This window comes from Pseudomonas sp. MF6396 (assembly GCF_002018915.1).
GTDB classification, from domain to species: Bacteria; Pseudomonadota; Gammaproteobacteria; order Pseudomonadales; family Pseudomonadaceae; genus Aquipseudomonas; species Aquipseudomonas palmensis.
In genome coordinates this window covers 143,793-161,011 of sequence record NZ_MVOK01000006.1, presented here as the reverse complement: position 1 = coordinate 161,011, position 17,219 = coordinate 143,793, and the positions used below count along the sequence as shown (strand labels likewise).

The window sequence follows — 17,219 nt, the reverse complement described above, 5'->3', positions numbered from 1 at the left end:
GTACTGCGCAATCCCTGTGGGAGCGGGCTTGACCCGCGATGGCGGTTTATCAGGCGGCAGGTGCGGGCTGCGTGACATCCGCGGGCTTGGGCAGCGACGACAGCATGGCCATGATCAGCGCCGCCAGGTACGGCAGCGACTGCACCAGCAGCATGGTCACCCAGAAGCGCATGTCGTTGCTCGGCAGGCCCTGCACCAGGTAGATGCCCAGCGCCGCGCCCCACAGCAGCAGCATGATGAACAGCTCCTCGCGAGCCTCTGCCAGTGCCACCAGCAGCCCGTGGCTGTCGGCGTTCTTCGGCGTGCGGAAGAACGGAATGCTGCTGGTGAAGAACCCGTACAGCACCGCCTTGGCAATGGTGTGCGACAACGCCAGCCCTGCCAGCGCCGCCGAGAACGCGTCCTTGAGGTTGACCCCTACCGCGCGGCGGTACAGGAACACGATCTTGCCCACCTTGAACACGAACAGCGCCAGCGGCGGGATCGCGAAGATCAGCAGCGGCGGGTCGACCCGCTGCGGCACGATGATCATGGCCGCCGACCACAGCAGCGCACCCACGGTGAAGAAGATGTTCATGCCGTCGGCGATCCACGGCAGCCAGCCGGCCAGGAAGTGGTAGCGCTGGCCGCGGGTCAGCTGGGTGTCCTTGCCGCGCAGCAGGCTGGAGGTGTGACGCTTGATGATCTGTATCGCGCCGTAGGCCCAGCGAAAGCGCTGCTTCTTGAAGTCGATGAAGGTGTCGGGCATCAGGCCCTTGCCGTAGCTCTCGTGGGAATACGCTGCCGAGTAACCCTTCTCGAACACGCGCAGGCCCAGTTCGGCATCTTCGCAGATGCACCAGTCGGCCCAGCCGAGCTCTTCGAGCACCGAGCGCCGGGTCATGGTCATGGTGCCGTGCTGGATGATTGCGTCACGGTCGTTGCGGGTGACCATGCCGATATGGAAGAAGCCCTTGTACTCGGCGTAGCAGAGCTTCTTGAAGGTGCTTTCGTTCTGGTCGCGGTAGTCCTGCGGCGACTGCACCACGGCGATCTTGGGGTCGGCAAAGTGCGGCACCATATGCTTGAGCCAGTTGCGGTCGACACAATAGTCCGAGTCGATCACCGCGATCACTTCGGCGTCCTTGGCAGTGTGCGGGATCAGGTAGTTCAGCGCGCCACCCTTGAAGCCCGCCAGCGGTGCCACATGGAAGAACTTGAAGCGCTCGCCCAGCAGCTCGCAATGGGCCTTGAGCGGCTCCCACACGGCCGGGTCCTTGGTGTTGTTGTCGATGATCAGCACTTCGAAGTCCGGGTAGTCCAGCGCCGCGAGGGCATCGAGGGTCTGCTTGACCATCTCCGGGGGCTCGTTGTAGCACGGCACATGCACCGACACCTTGGGCCGATAGGCGCTGTCGGCCTCCACCGGCAGGAACAGCCGGCGGCGCTTGTGCGTCCATACCGCCTCGGCCAGTTCATGGGCCTCGGTCAGCAGCACGATGAACACCCCCAGCGCGCCGAGCGCCAGCAGGAAACCCACGGTGAGGCTGAACCAGGTGCTGTACTGCTGGCTGTAGTCATAGCCGATCCATACCAGCACCGAGCCGCACAGGAACGCGATGAAGGTCAGGAAGGTGCGCCCGCGCTGGCGCAGCGCCGAGCCGTCGATCAGCAGCAGGGTCAGCGACAGCATCGCCAGCACCACCGAGCCCACGGCCAGCACGCGCCACTGCGGAATGGCCACCACCGGGCCCTCGAAGTTGAATTTCTGCTGGCGCGCGGCATTGAACACGCCCCAGTAGGCGCCCACCGAACCTTCGTCACTGGCTTTCCAGGGCTGGTCGTAGGCTTCGATCACGAAGTAGTTGTAGCCCTGGCGGTTGAGCAGGTTGACCAGGCTGCGCAGGTAGATGGCCTGATCCGCCTGGGTGGCGTCGGCACCGCCGCGCATGCGGCCATTGCTGGGCCAGCCGACCTCGGACAGCAGCAGCGGCTTGCGCGGGAACAGTTGCTTGAGCTCGCGGGCGCGGTCGAGCACGAACTGCTCGGCCTGGCTCACCGGGATGAATTCCCAGTAGGGCAGGATGTGCGCGGCGATCAGGTCGGCGTGCCCGGCAAGCTCGGGGTTTTCCTTCCAGATGTGCCACTGTTCGCTGGTGGTGACCGGCACCTTCACTGCGGCGCGCACGCGGTCCATGTAGTCCATCAGGGCCTGGGGGGTGACCTCTTCGCGAAACAGCGCCTCGTTGCCGACCATCACCCGCACCACGCTGCGCGAGGTGTTGGCCAACTGGATGGCGGTCTCGATTTCGCGCTCGTTGCGTTCCAGGTCGGGGCTGATCCACACACCCAGGGTCACGCGCAGGCCGAACTCTTCGGCCAGACGCGGGATCAGCGCCTGGGTGCCTTCCACCGTATAGATGCGGATGCTGTCGGTCAGCTTGCTCAGTTGCTCGAGGTCTTCGCGCAGCTCGGCTTCGGTCGGGTACTGGCCCTTTTGCGGGCTTTCGCCCAGGCGAAAAGGCGAATACGAGAAGCCGGAGATCTGCTCCGGCCAGTCGGGGGCGGACACCGGGCGGTTGATCAGTGCCCAGAACCCGGTGAATAGCGCGGCAATCGCCATGACGACCACCAGGTTGATACCAAATTTACGCGATGACATAGATATTTCGGGTTCCGAAAAGTGGAACGGGCAAGCGCCGGCGGGCACGGATCCTACGCACCAGGCAGGTAGCGTGGTATAGGAAACGGGTGCATGTAGCGCTTGGATTTTCCTCAGATGCTGAAGTTCTGAAGCCCGTACAATTGCCGTCCAAAGCAGGGTTTGCACCGGTCATTAAAGCAGGGTTGGCGCCAGGTTTACCAATTCATAGCAATTAGTGCGTCGGTTGCGGGCTGTCATCCTGCGTTGTGGGGCCTATAATGCGCGCCGGTTTTTTCAGGGTTGGGCCATGAGTACAGAAGATCCACGCTTTACCGGTGTTGCCCGGTTGTATGGCCAGCAGGGCTTGCAACGCCTGCGCGAGGCGCATGTGGCGATCGTCGGCATCGGCGGTGTCGGCTCGTGGGCGGCCGAGGCCATGGCCCGCAGCGGCGTTGGCGAAATTTCGCTGTTCGACCTGGATGACGTGTGCGTGAGCAACACCAATCGCCAGTTGCATGCGCTGCAGGGCAACGTGGGCAAGCCCAAGGTCGAGGTGATGGCCGAGCGCCTGCGCGCAATCAACCCGGACTGCAAGGTGCACGCGGTGGTGGACTTCGTCACCCGCGACAACCTGGCCCAGACCATCACCGACCATATCGACTGCGTGATCGACTGCATCGACAGCGTGATGGCCAAGGCTGCGCTGATTGCCTGGTGCAAGCGGCGCAAGATCCAGGTGATCTGCACCGGCGGTGCGGGCGGGCAGCTCGACCCCACGCAGATCCAGGTGGCCGATCTCAACCGCACGGTCAACGACCCGCTGGCCTCCAAGGTGCGTTCGACGCTGCGCCGCGACCACGGGTTTTCGCGCAACGTGAGCCGCAACTACGGGGTGCCGTGCGTGTTCTCCACCGAGCAGTTGCGCTATCCGCTGCCCGATGGCGGTATCTGCCTGCAGAAGAGCTTCGTCGGGGACGGGGTCAAGCTCGACTGCTCGGGCGGTTTCGGCGCGGTGATGATGGTGACGGCGACCTTCGGCATGGTCGCTGCCAGCAAGGCCGTGGAGAAACTGGTGGGTGGCAAGCGCCGCCCGGCCGATCGCGTAGCAGCTCAGGCGCCGGCGGCGAGCTGAGCCATGCGCTGCAGCACGGCGTTCAGGCCGTTGCTGCGGGACGGCGAGAGCTGTCGGCCAAGGCCCAGGGCGGTGAACCAGGCGGGCAGGTCCAGCTGCTGCAGCTGGCTGCCGGTCAAGCCTTCGGCCCGCACCAGCAGCAGCGCCAGCAGGCCGCGCAGCAGCCGCGCATCGCTGGCGGCCTTGAAGTGCCAGCGACCTTCGACCTGCTCGGCCACCAGCCACACCTGACTTTCGCAACCGTGCACGCGGTTGGCCTCGCACTGCTGCGTCGCGTCCAGGGGGGCCAGGCGCTCGCCCCATTGCATCAGCAGGCGGGCGCGCTGCTCCCAGCCGGCAGCCTGTTCGAATACATCCAGCGCCTCGCGGGCGGCGTCGGGCAGGCTCATCGCAGCAGCTCCAGGGCCTGGTCCAGGGCGCTGAAGAAGCGCTCCAGGTCGTGGGAATCGTTGTACAGCGCCAGCGACACGCGGATCGCGCCGTCCAGGCCCAGGCTGTTGACCAGCGGCATGGCGCAGTGATGACCGGCGCGCACGGCGATGCCCTGTTCGGTCAGCAGGTGCGCAAGGTCGGCATTGTGCACGCCCTCGACCACGAAGCTGGCCAGGGCCAGTTGCGGCGCGCCCAGTATCCGCACCCCTTCACGATCGTTGAGGCCGCGCAGCAGATGGCGGTGCAGGGCGGCTTCATGTTCGACCACGCTGGTAGCGTCGAGGCTGGCCAGGTAATCCAGGCTGGCACCCAGCCCGATCACGCTGGCGATCGGCGGCGTGCCGGCCTCGAAACCCAGCGGGGCGGGGCGAAAGCTCGACTGCTGGTAGCCGGCCAGTTGCACCATCTCGCCGCCGAACTGCCAGTGACGCAGCAGGCCCAACGCCTCGCGGCGGCCATAGAGCACGCCAAGGCCGTCCGGGCCATACAGCTTGTGACTGGAAAACACATAGAAGTCGCAGCCCAGTTGCTGTACATCGTGACGCCCGTGCACCACGCCCTGGGCGCCATCGACCACGCTGAGGGCGCCCTGGGCGCGGGCGTGGTCGAGCAACGGTTGCAGCGGCTGCCAGGTGCCGAGCACATTCGACAACTGGCTCACCGCCAGCACGCGGGTACGCGGGCCGATCAGTTGCAGGGCCGCCTCCAGGTCGATATGCCCGTTGGCGTCGAGCGGCAGGATCACCAGCCTGAGGCCGCGGCGCTGGGCCAACTGCTGCCAGGGCAGCAGGTTGGCGTGGTGCTCCAGGGCGCTGACGGCGATCTCGTCGCCCGCCTCCAGGCGCCATTCCAGGCCATAGGCCAGCAGGTTGAGCGCCGAGGTGGCGCCATGGGTGAACACGATCTGCTGCGCATCGGCGGCATTGAGCCAGGCGGCGACTTTTTCGCGGCTGGCCTCGAAGGCCTGGGTGGCAAGTGCGCCAGGCAGGTGCTGGGCCCTGTGCACGTTGGCCGCACCCTGGGTGTAGTAGTGGCTCAGGGCGTCGAGCAGGTGCTGGGGTTTCTGCGTGGTGGCAGCGCTGTCCAGGTAGGTCTGGTGCTGGCGTTGCAGGGCGGCGATGGCAGGGAAGTCTGCGCGCCAGGGAGAGGGCTGGAACATGATGTGTAGGGCCTGATATCGGGTCTGGCAGAGGGCCAGACCCGATCGTACCACTTAGTTGTGGGCGTGCAGCGCTTCGTTCAGCTCGATGGCCGACTTGTGGGTCTTGCACTCGACCGCGCCGTTTAGCGAATTGCGGCGGAACAGCAGGTCGGTCTGGCCAGCCAGGTCGCGGGCCTTGACCACCTTGACCAGCTCGTTGTTCTCGTCGAGCAGGTTCACCTTGGTGCCGGCGGTGATGTACAGGCCGGCTTCGACGGTGTTGCGGTCGCCCAGCGGGATGCCGATACCGGCGTTGGCGCCGATCAGGCAGCCTTCGCCGACCTTGATGACGATGTTGCCGCCGCCCGACAGGGTGCCCATGGTGGAGCAGCCGCCGCCCAGGTCCGAACCCTTGCCGACGAACACGCCCGCCGAAACGCGGCCTTCGATCATGCCCGGGCCTTCGGTGCCGGCGTTAAAGTTGACGAAGCCTTCGTGCATGATGGTGGTGCCTTCGCCGATATAGGCACCCAGGCGCACGCGGGCGCTGTCGGCGATACGCACGCCGCTCGGCACCACGTAGTCGGTCATTTTCGGGAACTTGTCGACCGAGAACACTTCCAGCAGCTCGCCCTTGAGGCGGGCTTCGAGTTGCTGCTCGGCCAGTTCGGCCAGGTCGATGGCGCCCTGGCTGGTCCAGGCCACGTTCGGCAGCAGCGGGAAGATGCCGGCCAGGCTCAGGCCGTGGGGCTTGACCAGGCGGTGCGACAGCAGGTGCAGCTTGAGGTAGGCCTCAGGGGTGGAGCTCAGGGTGGCGTCTTCGGCCAGCAGTGTGGCCACCAGCGGCTTGTTGCTTTCGGCCAGGCGGGTCAGCAGTGCAGCCTGGGCGGCGTCGACGCCCTTGACGGCCTCGGCCAGTTGCGCGGCCTGGGCGTTGCTGAACGCGATGGCCTGGTTGCCGCCTTCATAGCCCAGGATCGGGGCGACGGCTGCGACCAGCTCGGCGCTCGGGGCGAGCAGTGGCTGCGCGTAGAAGACTTCCAGCCAGGCGCCTTGACGGTTTTGAGTGCCGACGCCGAAGGCCAGGCTGAACAGTGAAGTGGACATGCGGTTACCTCTTGCGAAATTGAGTGAAGGCGTCGCGGTTCAGCGCAGGGCTGCCGCGTACAGGTCCGGTTTGAAACCGACCAGGGTCTTGCCGCCCAGGTCGAGCACCGGGCGCTTGATCATCGAGGGTTGTGCCAGCATCAGCTCGACGGCCTTGGCCTGGTCGAGGTCGGCCTTCTGCGCGTCATCGAGCTTGCGGAAGGTGGTGCCTGCGCGGTTGAGTACCACCTGCCAGCCGTGCTCGTCGCACCAGCGGTTCAGGTGGTCCCGGTCTATACCCTGGGTCTTGTAGTCGTGAAAGTCGTACTGGATGTGGTGTTCTTCAAGCCAGGTACGGGCTTTCTTCATCGTGTCACAGGCTTTGATGCCGAAGAGAATATAAGCCATTGAACGTTAAGGGCGCGCGGGTGTTCCCGCAGCCGCCCCGAAACTCCTCGAAGAATGGGTGGGCTGGATTATGCGACAACATCGGGCAGGGCGCCACGGCTGGCGCCGCCCAGTTGCCGCGCCTGAATGAACTGCACCCCGGCAGCCTGCATCTGTGCCATCGCCGCCGCGCAGGAGCCTGCGGTATCGATGGCGCGGCAGGCGTCCAGCACCACATAGGTGGCGAACCCTTCGCGGCGTGCGTGCAGTGCCGTCCAGGCCACGCAGAAGTCCAGGGCCAGGCCGCACAGGAACAGCGTGTCGATGCCGCGCTCGCGCAGGTTGCCGGCCAGGCCGGTGGGGGTGGTCTGGTTCGCTTCGGTGAACGCCGAGTAGCTGTCGACCTGGCGGTTGCCGCCCTTGCGCACGATCAGCTGTGCGTGGGCAATGTTCAGGTCCGGGTGAAACTGTGCGCCGGGGCTCCCTTGAATGCAGTGGTCGGGCCAGAGTGTCTGCGGCCCGTATGACAGTTCGATGACCTCGAACGGATTCTTGCCCGGGTGGCTCGAGGCGAACGAGGCGTGCCCGGCCGGGTGCCAGTCCTGGGCCAGCACCACGCGCTCGAACTGGCGGCCGAGCTGGTTGACCAGCGGCACGATCTCGTCGCCACCGGGCACCGCCAGGGCGCCGCCGGGGATGAAATCGTTTTGCACATCGATGACCAGCAGCGCACGGTTGGGGCTATCGTGGGTCAATAGGGTCGACGCGGGGGTGATCATGCGAGGCTCCTCATTTGTAGCATTGTGTTACAGATTGCCGGCGGGTCTGCGACTTAGGTGGAGCGGTTGTGTTCATGCAGATCCCGGTAACATGTTGTTTCAATGGCATAACCCTGGCCGTTGAGCGTATTTGAAACTGAACAGGAAAAACACGCCGTATGCAGTCAGCCTATACCGTTCTCATCCTGCTGATGCTGGTCAGTGTCTCGAAACTGGTGGGGCGATTGATCCCGCTTCCACTGCCGCTGGTGCAGATTGGTGCCGGTGCGCTGCTGGCCTGGCCGACTCTGGGCCTGCACGTGGCCCTGGACCCTGAGCTGTTTCTGTTCCTGTTCTTGCCCCCGTTGCTGTTCTCCGATGGCTGGCGCATGCCCAAGCGCGAGTTCTGGCGCCTGCGCGGGCCGATCCTGACCCTGGCGGTGGGGCTGGTGCTGTTCACGGTGGTGGGGGCCGGCTATTTCATCCACTGGATCCTGCCGAGCATACCGCTACCGGTGGCCTTTGCCCTGGCCGCCGTGCTGTCGCCCACCGACGCGGTGGCGGTGTCGGCAATCAGCCAGGATCGCCTGCCCACCCCGTTGATGCACATGCTGCAGGGCGAGGCGCTGATGAACGATGCCTCGGGCCTGGTGACGTTCAAGTTTGCGCTGGTGGCGGCGATCACCGGGGTGTTCTCGCTGGCCGAGGCCAGTGTGACCTTCGTGCTGGTGGCCGTGGGTGGCCTGGCCATCGGCGTGGCGCTGAGCTGGTTGGTGGGGCGCCTGCGGGTGTGGATGATCGCGCGCGGCTGGGACGACCCGGCCACCCACGTGGTATTCATGCTGTTGCTGCCGTTCGCCGCCTATGTGCTGGCCGAGCGCCTGGGCGCCTCGGGCATTCTCTCGGCGGTGGCGGCGGGCATGATGCAGAGCTGGCTTGACCTGCTGCCGCGCCAGACCAGCACGCGCCTGCTCAACCGCAGTGTGTGGTCGCTGCTGGAGTTCGCCTTCAACGGCCTGATCTTCCTGCTGCTGGGCCTGCAACTGCCCGATATCGCCAAGGCGGTGACCAGCCATGAGGCATCGCTGTGGCCAACCCTGCTGTACCGCTGCCTGGATGTGGTGGCGATCTTCCTGGTGTTGCTGGCGCTGCGGTTCATCTGGGTGCAGAGCATCTGGCGCCTGATCGGGGTGATCCGGCGCTGGCGCGGCAAGGAAGACCTGGTGCTGGTGCCCAACGCGCGTTCGTGCTGGCTGCTGACCGTGGGCGGCGTGCGCGGGGCGGTGACCCTGGCGGGCGTGATGTCGGTGCCGCTGCTGATCGGCGCGGGCAAGGCGTTCCCCGAACGCGACCTGCTGATCTTCATTGCCGCAGGGGTGATTCTGCTGTCGCTGGTATCGGCCTGCATTGCCTTGCCGTTGCTGCTGCGCGGGGTGGAGAAGAGCCCCGATGATACCCTGCGCCAGGAGGCGCGCGAGGCCTGGCGGCGCACCGCCGAGGCGGCGATCCATGCGTTGGAGGCCGAGGAACTGGTGGAGCCCGGCGCGCCCCAGGATGCCTCCCAGGCCGCACTGGCCGCCGAGTTGAAGGCGCGCCTGATGGCCGAGTACCGGCAGCAACTGGACGTGTTCAACGACAGTGCCGAGGCCCAGGCGCTGGCCGCGCAGATGGATCAGCTGGAGCGACGCCTGCGCCTGCGGGCGCTGCGGGCGCAGCGCCTGGAGCTGTACAGCCTGCACCGCCAGCACCAGATCGGTGATGACGTGGTGCGCCAGGTGCTGGGTGAGCTGGACATGAGCGAGGCCAACCTGGGGCCGGTCAAGTGAAGTGCTCGGGGTCGCATGGCGGCCCCGCGCTGGGGGTCAGTCGCGCGGACAGGTCAGGCGCATGCTGGCGCCTAGGTCTCGCCCGCTGCCGGGCTGGGCGGGGTGTACTTCACGGGTGTACCGGGGTGAAGGGGTAGGCCTTGCCCGCCAGCGCCTTGTCGCCGTCACTGAGCTGCGCCGAGCCGGTGAAAGCCACATTGTTCAGGGTGAAGGTGGCCGGAATCGGGTAGTGCATGACCGAACCCGGGTCGTAGGCGTTGTGCAATGCCTGCGTGCGTTCGATCCTGTTGAGGAAGTTTTCAGCAATCTCTTCCATGGGCATGCCGACCTGTTCGGCGTATTCCAGCAGCTTGGCCAGGTTCCACTGGATGTCCGCATCCGGGTGCTGATGCTCATGGTCCAGGCCCAGCGCGTGCCCGAACTCATGCAGCACGCTGCGCTGGAACTGCTCATCGCCAGGCCAGTCGCTGAGGGTCATGGTGCTGTCTTCGCGGAGCAAGGCGTCGGTACCGACCAGTGAATGGTTGATCCCCGTGCCGCTTGGCTTCATCTCGATCCTGATCTGTGCCTCGGCCCAGTCGGCGGTGCGCTGGAACTTGAGGTTGGCGTACGCCAGCCATTGGCAGGCAACCTCGAAGATGCTCTGTTGCGTCTGTTCCGGTACGTCGGCCGCGAAGGCGATGAGCAGGGTGCGGCCCGGCGCCCACAGGCGGCTGTGGTAGGCAACGCCGCGTTTCTGACGACCCGAGCGCGAGGGCTGCGGGGCGTTGAGCGGGTTTTCTTTCAGGGCTGTTTCGTAGGATTGCTGCTGATCGGCCACCTGGGTGACCTTGCACAAGGTTGGTATGTCCATGCTGGAGCTCCTGTTGAGTGGAGCTCCATGATTGGCGGGCCGACCGGGCCTTGGGCGTTACTTATCTATCGGTCGGCCGACCAGGCGTACCGGCTCAGCCTTCGACGAATGCGCGGATGCGCTGGGCCGCCTCGACACATTCGGCAAGCGGGGCCACCAGCGCCAGGCGCACGCGTCCGGCCCCCGGATTGAAGCCCTCCACCTCGCGAGACAGGTACGAGCCCGGCACCACGGTCACGTGCTGCTGTTCGAACAGGTCGCGGCAGAACTGCGCGTCATCGCCGGGGACCTTCGGCCACAGGTAGAAACCGCCGTCGGGCTTCTGTACATCCATTACCGGGGCCAGCACCTGCAGCACGGCGTCGAACTTCTCGCGATACAGGTCGCGGTTCTCCAGGACATGCGCCTCGTCGTTCCAGGCGGCGATGCTCGCCAGCTGGGTCTGTACCGGCATCGCGCAACCGTGATAGGTGCGGTAGAGCAAAAAGGCCTTGAGAATCTCGGCATCGCCGGCCACGAAGCCCGAACGCAGGCCTGGCAGGTTGGAGCGCTTGGACAGGCTGTGGAACACCACACAGCGCTTGAAGTCGCTGCGGCCAAGTTCCACGCAGGCGCTGAGCAGGCCGGGTGGCGGGGCCTGCTCGTCGAAGTACAGCTCGCTGTAGCACTCGTCGGCGGCGATCACGAAGTCGTGCTCGTCGGCCAGTGCGATGAGTTTTTTCAGGGTGTCCAGCGGCACCAGTGCGCCAGTCGGGTTGCCTGGCGAGCACAGGAACAGGATCTGGCAACGCTGCCAGATCTCGGCTGGCACCGCGTCGAAGTCCGGGTTGAAGCCGTTGCTGTCCAGGCACGGCAGGTAGTGCGGCTGGGCGCCGGCGAGCAACGCGGCACCTTCGTAGATCTGGTAGAACGGGTTGGGGCTGACGATCAGCGCGTCCTCACCACGGCTGACCACCGCCTGGGTGAAGGCGAACAGCGCCTCGCGGGTGCCGTTGACGGGCAGCACGTGCTGTGCGGCACTCAGCCAGCCGGCCGGTACACCGAAGCGGCGCTCGCACCAGTGCACGATGCTTTCGCGTAGCGCGGGCAGGCCCAGGGTGGTGGGGTACACCGCCATCTTGTCGAGGTTGTCGGCCAGCGCCTTGGCCACGAATGCCGGCGAGGCGTGCTTGGGCTCGCCGATCGACAGGGCGATGGCGCGCTTGTCTGCGGCCGGCGTCACGCCATCGAGCAGGGCACGCAGTTTCTCGAACGGGTAGGGCTGAAGCTGGTTCAAAGCGTTGTTCATTGGCGCTGGGTCTCGTCAATCGGTCAAAGGGTGAGGCGGGTCATCTCGACGCCGGTGGCCTGGTCGACGCGCAACTGCTCGACGATCTCGGCCTGCAGGCGGCGGCACAGTTCAGGGTCGGACAGCGGCTGGTTGTCGGCGTCGGTAATGAAGAACACGTCTTCCACCCGCTCGCCCAGGGTGGCGATCTTGGCGTTCTGCAGCGACAGGTCGAACTCCAGGAAGATCTTGCCGATGCGTGCCAGCAGGCCCGGGCGGTCCGGGGCGCTGAGCTCGAGGATGGTCACCGGGCGCTGGGCATCGTTGAGGATGGTCACCTGGGGCGCGAAGGTGAAGTGCTTGAGCTGGCGCGGTACCCGACGCTGGATGATGGTGGGGTAGTCGTCGGGGTTGCGCAGGGCTTCGGTGAGGCCTTCACGGATTTCCTTGACGCGCTGCGGGTTGTCGCCGATCGAGCCGCCGTCGTTGTCGAGCACGATGTAGGTGTCGAGGGTGAACTGGCTGCTGGAGGTGATGATGCGTGCGTCGTGGATGTTCAGGTTGAGCTGGTCCATCGCGGCCACGGTCACGGCGAAGAAGTCGTGCTGGTCGGGGGCATAGATGAAGATCTGCGTACCGCCCTCGAACTCGCGCTGGGTGGTCTCCTTGATCAGCACCAGCGGGCCGCCGTCGGCCGGCTGCTGCAGGATCGCGTCGGAGTGCCAGGCCACGTCCGCGGCGGTGTGGCGCAGGAAGTAGTCATCGCCCAGTTGCGACCACAGTTGTTCGACGTCGTCCGGGTCGGTGCCTTCGCGTACCAGGATGTCCAGAGCTGCGCTCTGGGTCTGGCGGATCTGCTCTTCGCGTTCCAGCGGGTTTTCCAGGCCGCGGCGCAGGGCCCGCTTGGTTTCGGTGTAGAGCTGGCGCAGCAGGCTGGCGCGCCAGGAGTTCCACAGGCTCGGGTTGGTGGCGTTGATGTCGGCCACGGTGAGCACATAGAGGTAGTCCAGGTGCACCAGGTCGCCGACCAGCTGGGCGAAGTCGTGGATCACCTGCGGGTCGGAGAGGTCCTTGCGCTGGGCAGTGGTCGACATCACCAGGTGGTTCTGTACCAGCCACACGATCAACCGGCTGTCCCAGGCGGGCAACTGGTGGCGGCTGCAGAATGCCTGGGCGTCCACCGCACCGATCTCGGAATGGTCGCCCTGACGCCCCTTGCCGATGTCGTGGTACAGGCCGGCGAGGTAGATCAGCTCGGGCTTGGGCAGGCGCCCCATGAGCTTGCTGGCCAGCGGGAATTTCTCGGACACGGGGGTGTACTGCAGTTTGCGCAGGTGCTTGATCAGGTTCAGGGTGTGCGCATCGACCGTATAGATGTGGAACAGGTCGTGCTGCATCTGCCCCACGATCAGGCCGAACTCGGGCAGGTAGCGCCCCAGGATGCCGTAGCGGTTCATGCGGCGCAGGTTGCGGTGGATGCCGATCTCGCACTTGAACAGCTCGATGAACAGGCTGGTGTTGCGGATATCGTTGCGGAACTCGTCGTCGATCAGGTGCCGGTGCTCGCGCAGCAGGCGGATGGTGTCGGCACGCACGCCCTTGATTTCGGGGTGCTGGGCCATCAGCACGAAGATCTCGAGCATGGCGAACGGGGTGCGCTTGAACACGTTGCTGCGCACCGCCTCGATATAGCCGTCATGCAGCTGGAAGCGCGGGTTCAGCGGCTGGGTGCTGCTGGCGCTGTCATCGGCGAGGATGACTTCCTCGAAGTGCTGGATGATCAGGTCGCTGAGCTCGGCGATGCTCATCACCACCCGGTAGTACTGCTGCATGAACTGTTCGATGGCGCGCTTGGGGTTGTCATCGGTAAAGCCCAGCAACGCGGCGATGCTGCGCTGGTGGTCGAACAGCAGGCGGTCTTCGGCGCGCCCGGCGAGCATGTGCAGGGCGTAGCGCACCTTCCACAGAAACTCCTGTGACGAGGCCAGCAGGTTGTTCTCGCTCTCCAGCAGGAAGCCTTCGCCGGCCAGCGCATGCAGGTTGAGCGTGCCGTACTGGCGGCGCGCTACCCAGAGCACGGTCTGGATGTCGCGCAGGCCGCCGGGGGAGCCCTTGACGTTGGGTTCCAGGTTGTACTCGGTGTCGTTGTACTTGTGGTGGCGCGCCTTCTGCTCGGCGCGCTTGGCCAGGAAGAACTCCTTGCTCGGCCACATGTGCGCCGTGCTGGTGACCTCGAGCATGCGCTGGCGCAGGTGTTCGGGGCCGCAGATGGTGCGGCTTTCCATCAGGTTGGTGACCACCGTGAGGTCGGCGCGCGCCTGTTCGGCGCATTCGTCCACCGAGCGCACGCTCTGGCCGACTTCCAGGCCGATGTCCCAGAGAAGGGTGAGAAAGCGCTCGATCGAGTCGCGAAACACCTCGTGGTCGGCGTCATCGAGCAGGATCAGCAGGTCGATGTCGGAGTAGGGGTGCAGCTCGCCGCGCCCGTAGCCGCCGGTGGCGATCAGGGCGATGTCGGCGGCTTCGCTCCAGCTGAACTGGTTCCATGCCTGTTGCAGGATGTTGTCGACGAACCAGGCGCGGTCCTCGATCAGTCGGCGGATCTCGCGGCCGCTGCGAAAGCGCCCGTCGAGCACCTCGCCGGCCTGGCGGATGGCTTTCTTGAAGGCCGCTATGGGGCTGGCCTTGAGGGCCAGTTCCGCCTGGAACTGGCCGCGGTCGAACAGCTCGGGGTCCACCTGGGGCATCGATGACGTTCCTGTGAGGGTCAGGCCGAAGTGCGCGGGATCGTGTCGTCCTTGCGCAGGGTGAAGATCTCGTAGCCGGTGGCGGTGACCACCAGGGTGTGTTCCCACTGCGCCGAGAGCTTGCGGTCCTTGGTGATGGCGGTCCAGCCGTCGCCCAGCACCTTGGTGTCGGCCTTGCCCTGGTTGATCATCGGCTCGATGGTGAAGGTCATGCCTTCCTTGAGTTCCATGCCGGTACCGGCGCGGCCGTAGTGCAGGATCTGCGGCTCTTCATGGAACACCTTGCCGATGCCGTGGCCGCAGAACTCGCGCACCACCGAGAAGCCGTTCTTTTCGGCGTGCTTCTGGATCACTTCGCCGATGTCGCCCAGGCGGCAGCCCGGCTTGACCAGCTCGATGGCCTTGTACATGCACTCCTGGGTGACCTGGGACAGGCGCTCGGCCCATACCGGCACGGTGCCGACGTGGAACATGCGGCTGGTGTCGCCGTGGTAGCCGTCCTTGATCACGGTCACGTCGATGTTCAGCGTGTCGCCATCCTTGAGCGGCTTGTCGCCCGGGATGCCGTGGCACACCACGTGGTTGACCGAGGTGCAGATCGACTTGGGGAAGCCCTTGTAGTTCAGGGGCGCGGGGATGGCCTGCTGCACGTTGACGATGTAGTCGTGGCACAGGCGGTCGAGTTCCTCGGTGGTGACACCGGGCTTGACGTGTTCTTCGATCATCTCCAGGACTTCGGCGGCCAGGCGGCCGGCGACGCGCATCTTTTCGATGTCTTCGGCGGTTTTGATAGTGACGGTCATTGCAGGCTCTCTACGGCGCGCGCAGGCGCAAATGAAACGGGAAAGGCGTGATTCTAACAGAGCGAGGCGGCGGGCTGGGGCCTGGGCTGCGGGGCATTGCCTACTATTTATGTTGATTGCATCGGTCGCTGCGTGAGCAGGGCGGGTGCAACCCTCGGGTGTCGTCTGTTTTTTCGGTTTCGCTCGGCTCACTTGTGTGGTATAAAATGCGCCGCTTTCGGGGATAGCCCCGTCTGCTCAAACCCACACACGTGTCGACACGATGGCCTGGGTGCCCCTGACTTCGGTTTCGGGGTTGGTCATTGGGATACGTGGAGGCCCAACCCGACTTATCAAGGAACTATCATGTCCCAAGTCAACATGCGCGATATGCTGAAGGCCGGTGTGCACTTCGGTCACCAAACCCGTTACTGGAATCCGAAAATGGGCAAGTACATTTTCGGCGCGCGCAACAAGATCCACATCATCAACCTTGAAAAAACCCTGCCGATGTTTAACGAAGCACTGACCTTCGTAGAGCGCCTGGCCCAGGGCAAAAACAAGATTCTGTTCGTCGGCACCAAGCGTTCCGCTGGCAAGATCGTTGCTGAAGAAGCAGCACGTTGCGGTTCGCCGTACGTCGATCACCGCTGGTTGGGCGGCATGCTGACCAACTACAAGACCATCCGTGCTTCGATCAAGCGTCTGCGCGACCTGGAAACCCAGGCCGAAGATGGTACCTTCACCAAGCTGACCAAGAAAGAAGCGCTGATGCGCACCCGCGATCTGGAAAAACTGGACCGCAGCCTGGGTGGTATCAAGGACATGGGCGGCCTGCCTGATGCCCTGTTCGTGATCGACGTTGACCACGAGCGCATCGCTATCACCGAAGCCAACAAGCTGGGTATCCCGGTCATCGGCGTTGTCGATACCAACAGCAGCCCGGAAGGCGTTGACTACATCATCCCAGGCAACGATGACGCCATTCGCGCCATCCAGCTGTACATGGGTTCGATGGCTGACGCCGTTATCCGTGGTCGCAACAACGTTGCCGGCGGCACCGAAGTGTTCGCAGAAGAAGCAGCTGCACCGGCTGCCGAAGCCTGAGTAGCTGACGCTTAGCGTCGACTCGGCACGCAAAAAGGGGGCTTGGCCCCCTTTTTGCCACCTTGAAATCCTCTTGTCAGCGTCGCCGTTGCATCATTGCGAACTGCATGTGCTCTGGCAGTGGATTTCCAGAATTGAACGCCCGTCAGGTATCGGGTGGAATGGTTGAAAACCTATCCAAGAGGAATTTGAAATGGCAGCAATTACTGCAGCGCTGGTAAAAGAACTGCGCGAGCGTACCGGCGAAGGCATGATGGATTGCAAGAAAGCCCTGGAAAAGGCTGGCGGCGACATCGAAAAAGCCATTGACGACATGCGCGCTTCGGGTGCCATCAAGGCAGCCAAGAAAGCTGGCAACGTTGCCGCTGAAGGCGCCATCGCCATCAAGGCCGACGACAAGTCCGCTGTCCTGCTGGAAGTGAACTCGCAGACCGACTTCCTGGCCCTGCAAGACGACTTCAAGGCCTTCGTCGCCGAAAGCGTCGAGCAAGCCTTCGCTGAAAAACTGACCGACGCTGCGCCGCTGATCGCTGCGCGTGAAGCTGCTCGTGAAGCCCTGGTGGCCAAGGTTGGCGAAAACGTCAACATCCGTCGCCTGGTGCGCGTTGAAGGTGACGTTGTCGGTACCTACCTGCACGGCAACAAGATCGGTGTTGCAGTGGTCCTGAAGGGCGGCGACGTCCAACTGGCCAAAGAGATCGCCATGCACGTGGCGGCAAGCAACCCTGAGTTCCTGCTGCCGTCGGAAGTTTCGGCTGAAGCGATCGAGCGCGAAAAAGCCGTGTTCCTGCAGCTGAACGAAGAGAAGATCAAAGGCAAGCCTGAGAACATCGTCGAGAACATGGTCAAAGGCCGTATCTCGAAGTTCCTGGCCGAAGCCAGCCTGGTCGAGCAAGCCTTCGTCATGAACCCGGAAATCAAGGTCGGCGAACTGGCCAAGAAAGCCGGTGCCGAAATCGTTTCCTTCACCTACTTCAAGGTAGGCGAAGGCATCGAGAAGCCAGTCGACAACTTCGCTGAAGAAGTTGCTGCACAGCTGGCTGCTGCCAAGCAGTAAGACAGAGTCACCTCTGTCGCC

14 protein-coding genes are annotated in these 17,219 nt (G+C 64.5%); 4 read left to right on the top strand and 10 right to left on the bottom strand.

The window, feature by feature from the left end; genetic code table 11:
• Positions 1-49 precede the first annotated feature (49 nt).
• Positions 50-2,641 (bottom strand): glycosyltransferase, encoded by a 2,592-nt coding sequence (locus MF6396_RS08385; RefSeq protein WP_043863241.1) that lies wholly within the window; start codon positions 2,639-2,641, stop codon positions 50-52.
• 289 nt (positions 2,642-2,930) lie between these two features.
• Between MF6396_RS08385 and tcdA the strand changes: the two genes are divergently transcribed.
• On the top strand, positions 2,931-3,755 hold the full coding sequence (tcdA, locus tag MF6396_RS08380) for a tRNA cyclic N6-threonylcarbamoyladenosine(37) synthase TcdA (RefSeq protein WP_078480075.1): 825 nt from the start codon (positions 2,931-2,933) through the stop codon (positions 3,753-3,755).
• Here the strand turns inward: tcdA and MF6396_RS08375 are convergent.
• The 5 genes from MF6396_RS08375 to pncA all read right to left on the bottom strand — a co-directional run bounded on the left by MF6396_RS08375 (position 3,734) and on the right by pncA (position 7,580).
• The gene (locus MF6396_RS08375) at positions 3,734-4,144 is read right to left on the bottom strand and encodes a SufE family protein (protein WP_078480074.1); all 411 of its coding nucleotides are present in this window, start codon (positions 4,142-4,144) and stop codon (positions 3,734-3,736) included. The two genes, tcdA and MF6396_RS08375, sit on opposite strands and share 22 nt — an antisense overlap.
• On the bottom strand, positions 4,141-5,346 hold the full coding sequence (locus MF6396_RS08370) for a cysteine desulfurase (protein WP_054915006.1): 1,206 nt from the start codon (positions 5,344-5,346) through the stop codon (positions 4,141-4,143). Before MF6396_RS08370 ends, MF6396_RS08375 begins: the two co-directional genes overlap by 4 nt.
• A 54-nt stretch (positions 5,347-5,400) precedes the next feature.
• Positions 5,401-6,435, bottom strand: a complete 1,035-nt coding sequence (gene dapD, locus MF6396_RS08365; protein WP_043863245.1) for a 2,3,4,5-tetrahydropyridine-2,6-dicarboxylate N-succinyltransferase — start codon at positions 6,433-6,435, stop codon at positions 5,401-5,403.
• A 39-nt stretch (positions 6,436-6,474) separates the two neighbouring features.
• Positions 6,475-6,822 (bottom strand): ArsC family reductase, encoded by a 348-nt coding sequence (locus MF6396_RS08360; RefSeq protein WP_043863246.1) that lies wholly within the window; start codon positions 6,820-6,822, stop codon positions 6,475-6,477.
• Between the two features lie 68 nt (positions 6,823-6,890).
• Entirely contained in the window at positions 6,891-7,580 is a 690-nt protein-coding gene (gene pncA / locus MF6396_RS08355; protein ID WP_078480073.1) for a bifunctional nicotinamidase/pyrazinamidase, read from the bottom strand.
• A gap of 158 nt (positions 7,581-7,738) precedes the next feature.
• On the opposite strand from pncA, the gene MF6396_RS08350 reads away from it, so the two are divergent.
• Complete coding sequence (locus MF6396_RS08350; protein WP_043863248.1) at positions 7,739-9,385, top strand: Na+/H+ antiporter; 1,647 nt, start codon at positions 7,739-7,741, stop codon at positions 9,383-9,385.
• Between the two features lie 109 nt (positions 9,386-9,494).
• Here the strand turns inward: MF6396_RS08350 and MF6396_RS08345 are convergent, their stop codons facing one another.
• The 4 genes from MF6396_RS08345 to map form a co-directional block, all read right to left on the bottom strand.
• Complete coding sequence (locus MF6396_RS08345; RefSeq protein WP_052504292.1) at positions 9,495-10,238, bottom strand: M12 family metallopeptidase; 744 nt, start codon at positions 10,236-10,238, stop codon at positions 9,495-9,497.
• Between the two features lie 94 nt (positions 10,239-10,332).
• On the bottom strand, positions 10,333-11,526 hold the full coding sequence (gene dapC / locus MF6396_RS08340; RefSeq protein WP_043863249.1) for a succinyldiaminopimelate transaminase: 1,194 nt from the start codon (positions 11,524-11,526) through the stop codon (positions 10,333-10,335).
• A gap of 23 nt (positions 11,527-11,549) precedes the next feature.
• The gene (locus MF6396_RS08335; protein ID WP_043863250.1) at positions 11,550-14,252 is read right to left on the bottom strand and encodes a [protein-PII] uridylyltransferase; all 2,703 of its coding nucleotides are present in this window, start codon (positions 14,250-14,252) and stop codon (positions 11,550-11,552) included.
• 20 nt (positions 14,253-14,272) lie between these two features.
• On the bottom strand, positions 14,273-15,055 hold the full coding sequence (gene map, locus MF6396_RS08330; protein ID WP_043863251.1) for a type I methionyl aminopeptidase: 783 nt from the start codon (positions 15,053-15,055) through the stop codon (positions 14,273-14,275).
• A gap of 345 nt (positions 15,056-15,400) precedes the next feature.
• Here map and rpsB point away from each other — a divergent pair, with 345 nt between their 5' ends.
• Positions 15,401-16,141, top strand: a complete 741-nt coding sequence (gene rpsB, locus MF6396_RS08325) for a 30S ribosomal protein S2 (protein ID WP_043863252.1) — start codon at positions 15,401-15,403, stop codon at positions 16,139-16,141.
• 193 nt (positions 16,142-16,334) lie between these two features.
• Positions 16,335-17,198: a translation elongation factor Ts gene (gene tsf, locus MF6396_RS08320; RefSeq protein WP_043863253.1), complete on the top strand. Its 864-nt coding sequence runs from the start codon at positions 16,335-16,337 to the stop codon at positions 17,196-17,198.
• Positions 17,199-17,219 lie beyond the last annotated feature (21 nt).

What these genes read in the sequence shown, in the direction of transcription:
- rpsB (WP_043863252.1), top strand. Translation starts at nt 15,401, where the DNA reads ATGTCCCAAGTCAACATGCGCGATATGCTGAAGGCCGGTGTGCACTTC.
- dapC (WP_043863249.1), bottom strand. Translation starts at nt 11,526, where the DNA reads ATGAACAACGCTTTGAACCAGCTTCAGCCCTACCCGTTCGAGAAACTG.
- tcdA (WP_078480075.1), top strand. Translation starts at nt 2,931, where the DNA reads ATGAGTACAGAAGATCCACGCTTTACCGGTGTTGCCCGGTTGTATGGC.
- MF6396_RS08370 (WP_054915006.1), bottom strand. Translation starts at nt 5,346, where the DNA reads ATGTTCCAGCCCTCTCCCTGGCGCGCAGACTTCCCTGCCATCGCCGCC.
- tsf (WP_043863253.1), top strand. Translation starts at nt 16,335, where the DNA reads ATGGCAGCAATTACTGCAGCGCTGGTAAAAGAACTGCGCGAGCGTACC.
- MF6396_RS08345 (WP_052504292.1), bottom strand. Translation starts at nt 10,238, where the DNA reads ATGGACATACCAACCTTGTGCAAGGTCACCCAGGTGGCCGATCAGCAG.
- MF6396_RS08335 (WP_043863250.1), bottom strand. Translation starts at nt 14,252, where the DNA reads ATGCCCCAGGTGGACCCCGAGCTGTTCGACCGCGGCCAGTTCCAGGCG.
- MF6396_RS08385 (WP_043863241.1), bottom strand. Translation starts at nt 2,641, where the DNA reads ATGTCATCGCGTAAATTTGGTATCAACCTGGTGGTCGTCATGGCGATT.
- pncA (WP_078480073.1), bottom strand. Translation starts at nt 7,580, where the DNA reads ATGATCACCCCCGCGTCGACCCTATTGACCCACGATAGCCCCAACCGT.
- MF6396_RS08375 (WP_078480074.1), bottom strand. Translation starts at nt 4,144, where the DNA reads ATGAGCCTGCCCGACGCCGCCCGCGAGGCGCTGGATGTATTCGAACAG.
- dapD (WP_043863245.1), bottom strand. Translation starts at nt 6,435, where the DNA reads ATGTCCACTTCACTGTTCAGCCTGGCCTTCGGCGTCGGCACTCAAAAC.
- MF6396_RS08350 (WP_043863248.1), top strand. Translation starts at nt 7,739, where the DNA reads ATGCAGTCAGCCTATACCGTTCTCATCCTGCTGATGCTGGTCAGTGTC.
- map (WP_043863251.1), bottom strand. Translation starts at nt 15,055, where the DNA reads ATGACCGTCACTATCAAAACCGCCGAAGACATCGAAAAGATGCGCGTC.
- MF6396_RS08360 (WP_043863246.1), bottom strand. Translation starts at nt 6,822, where the DNA reads ATGGCTTATATTCTCTTCGGCATCAAAGCCTGTGACACGATGAAGAAA.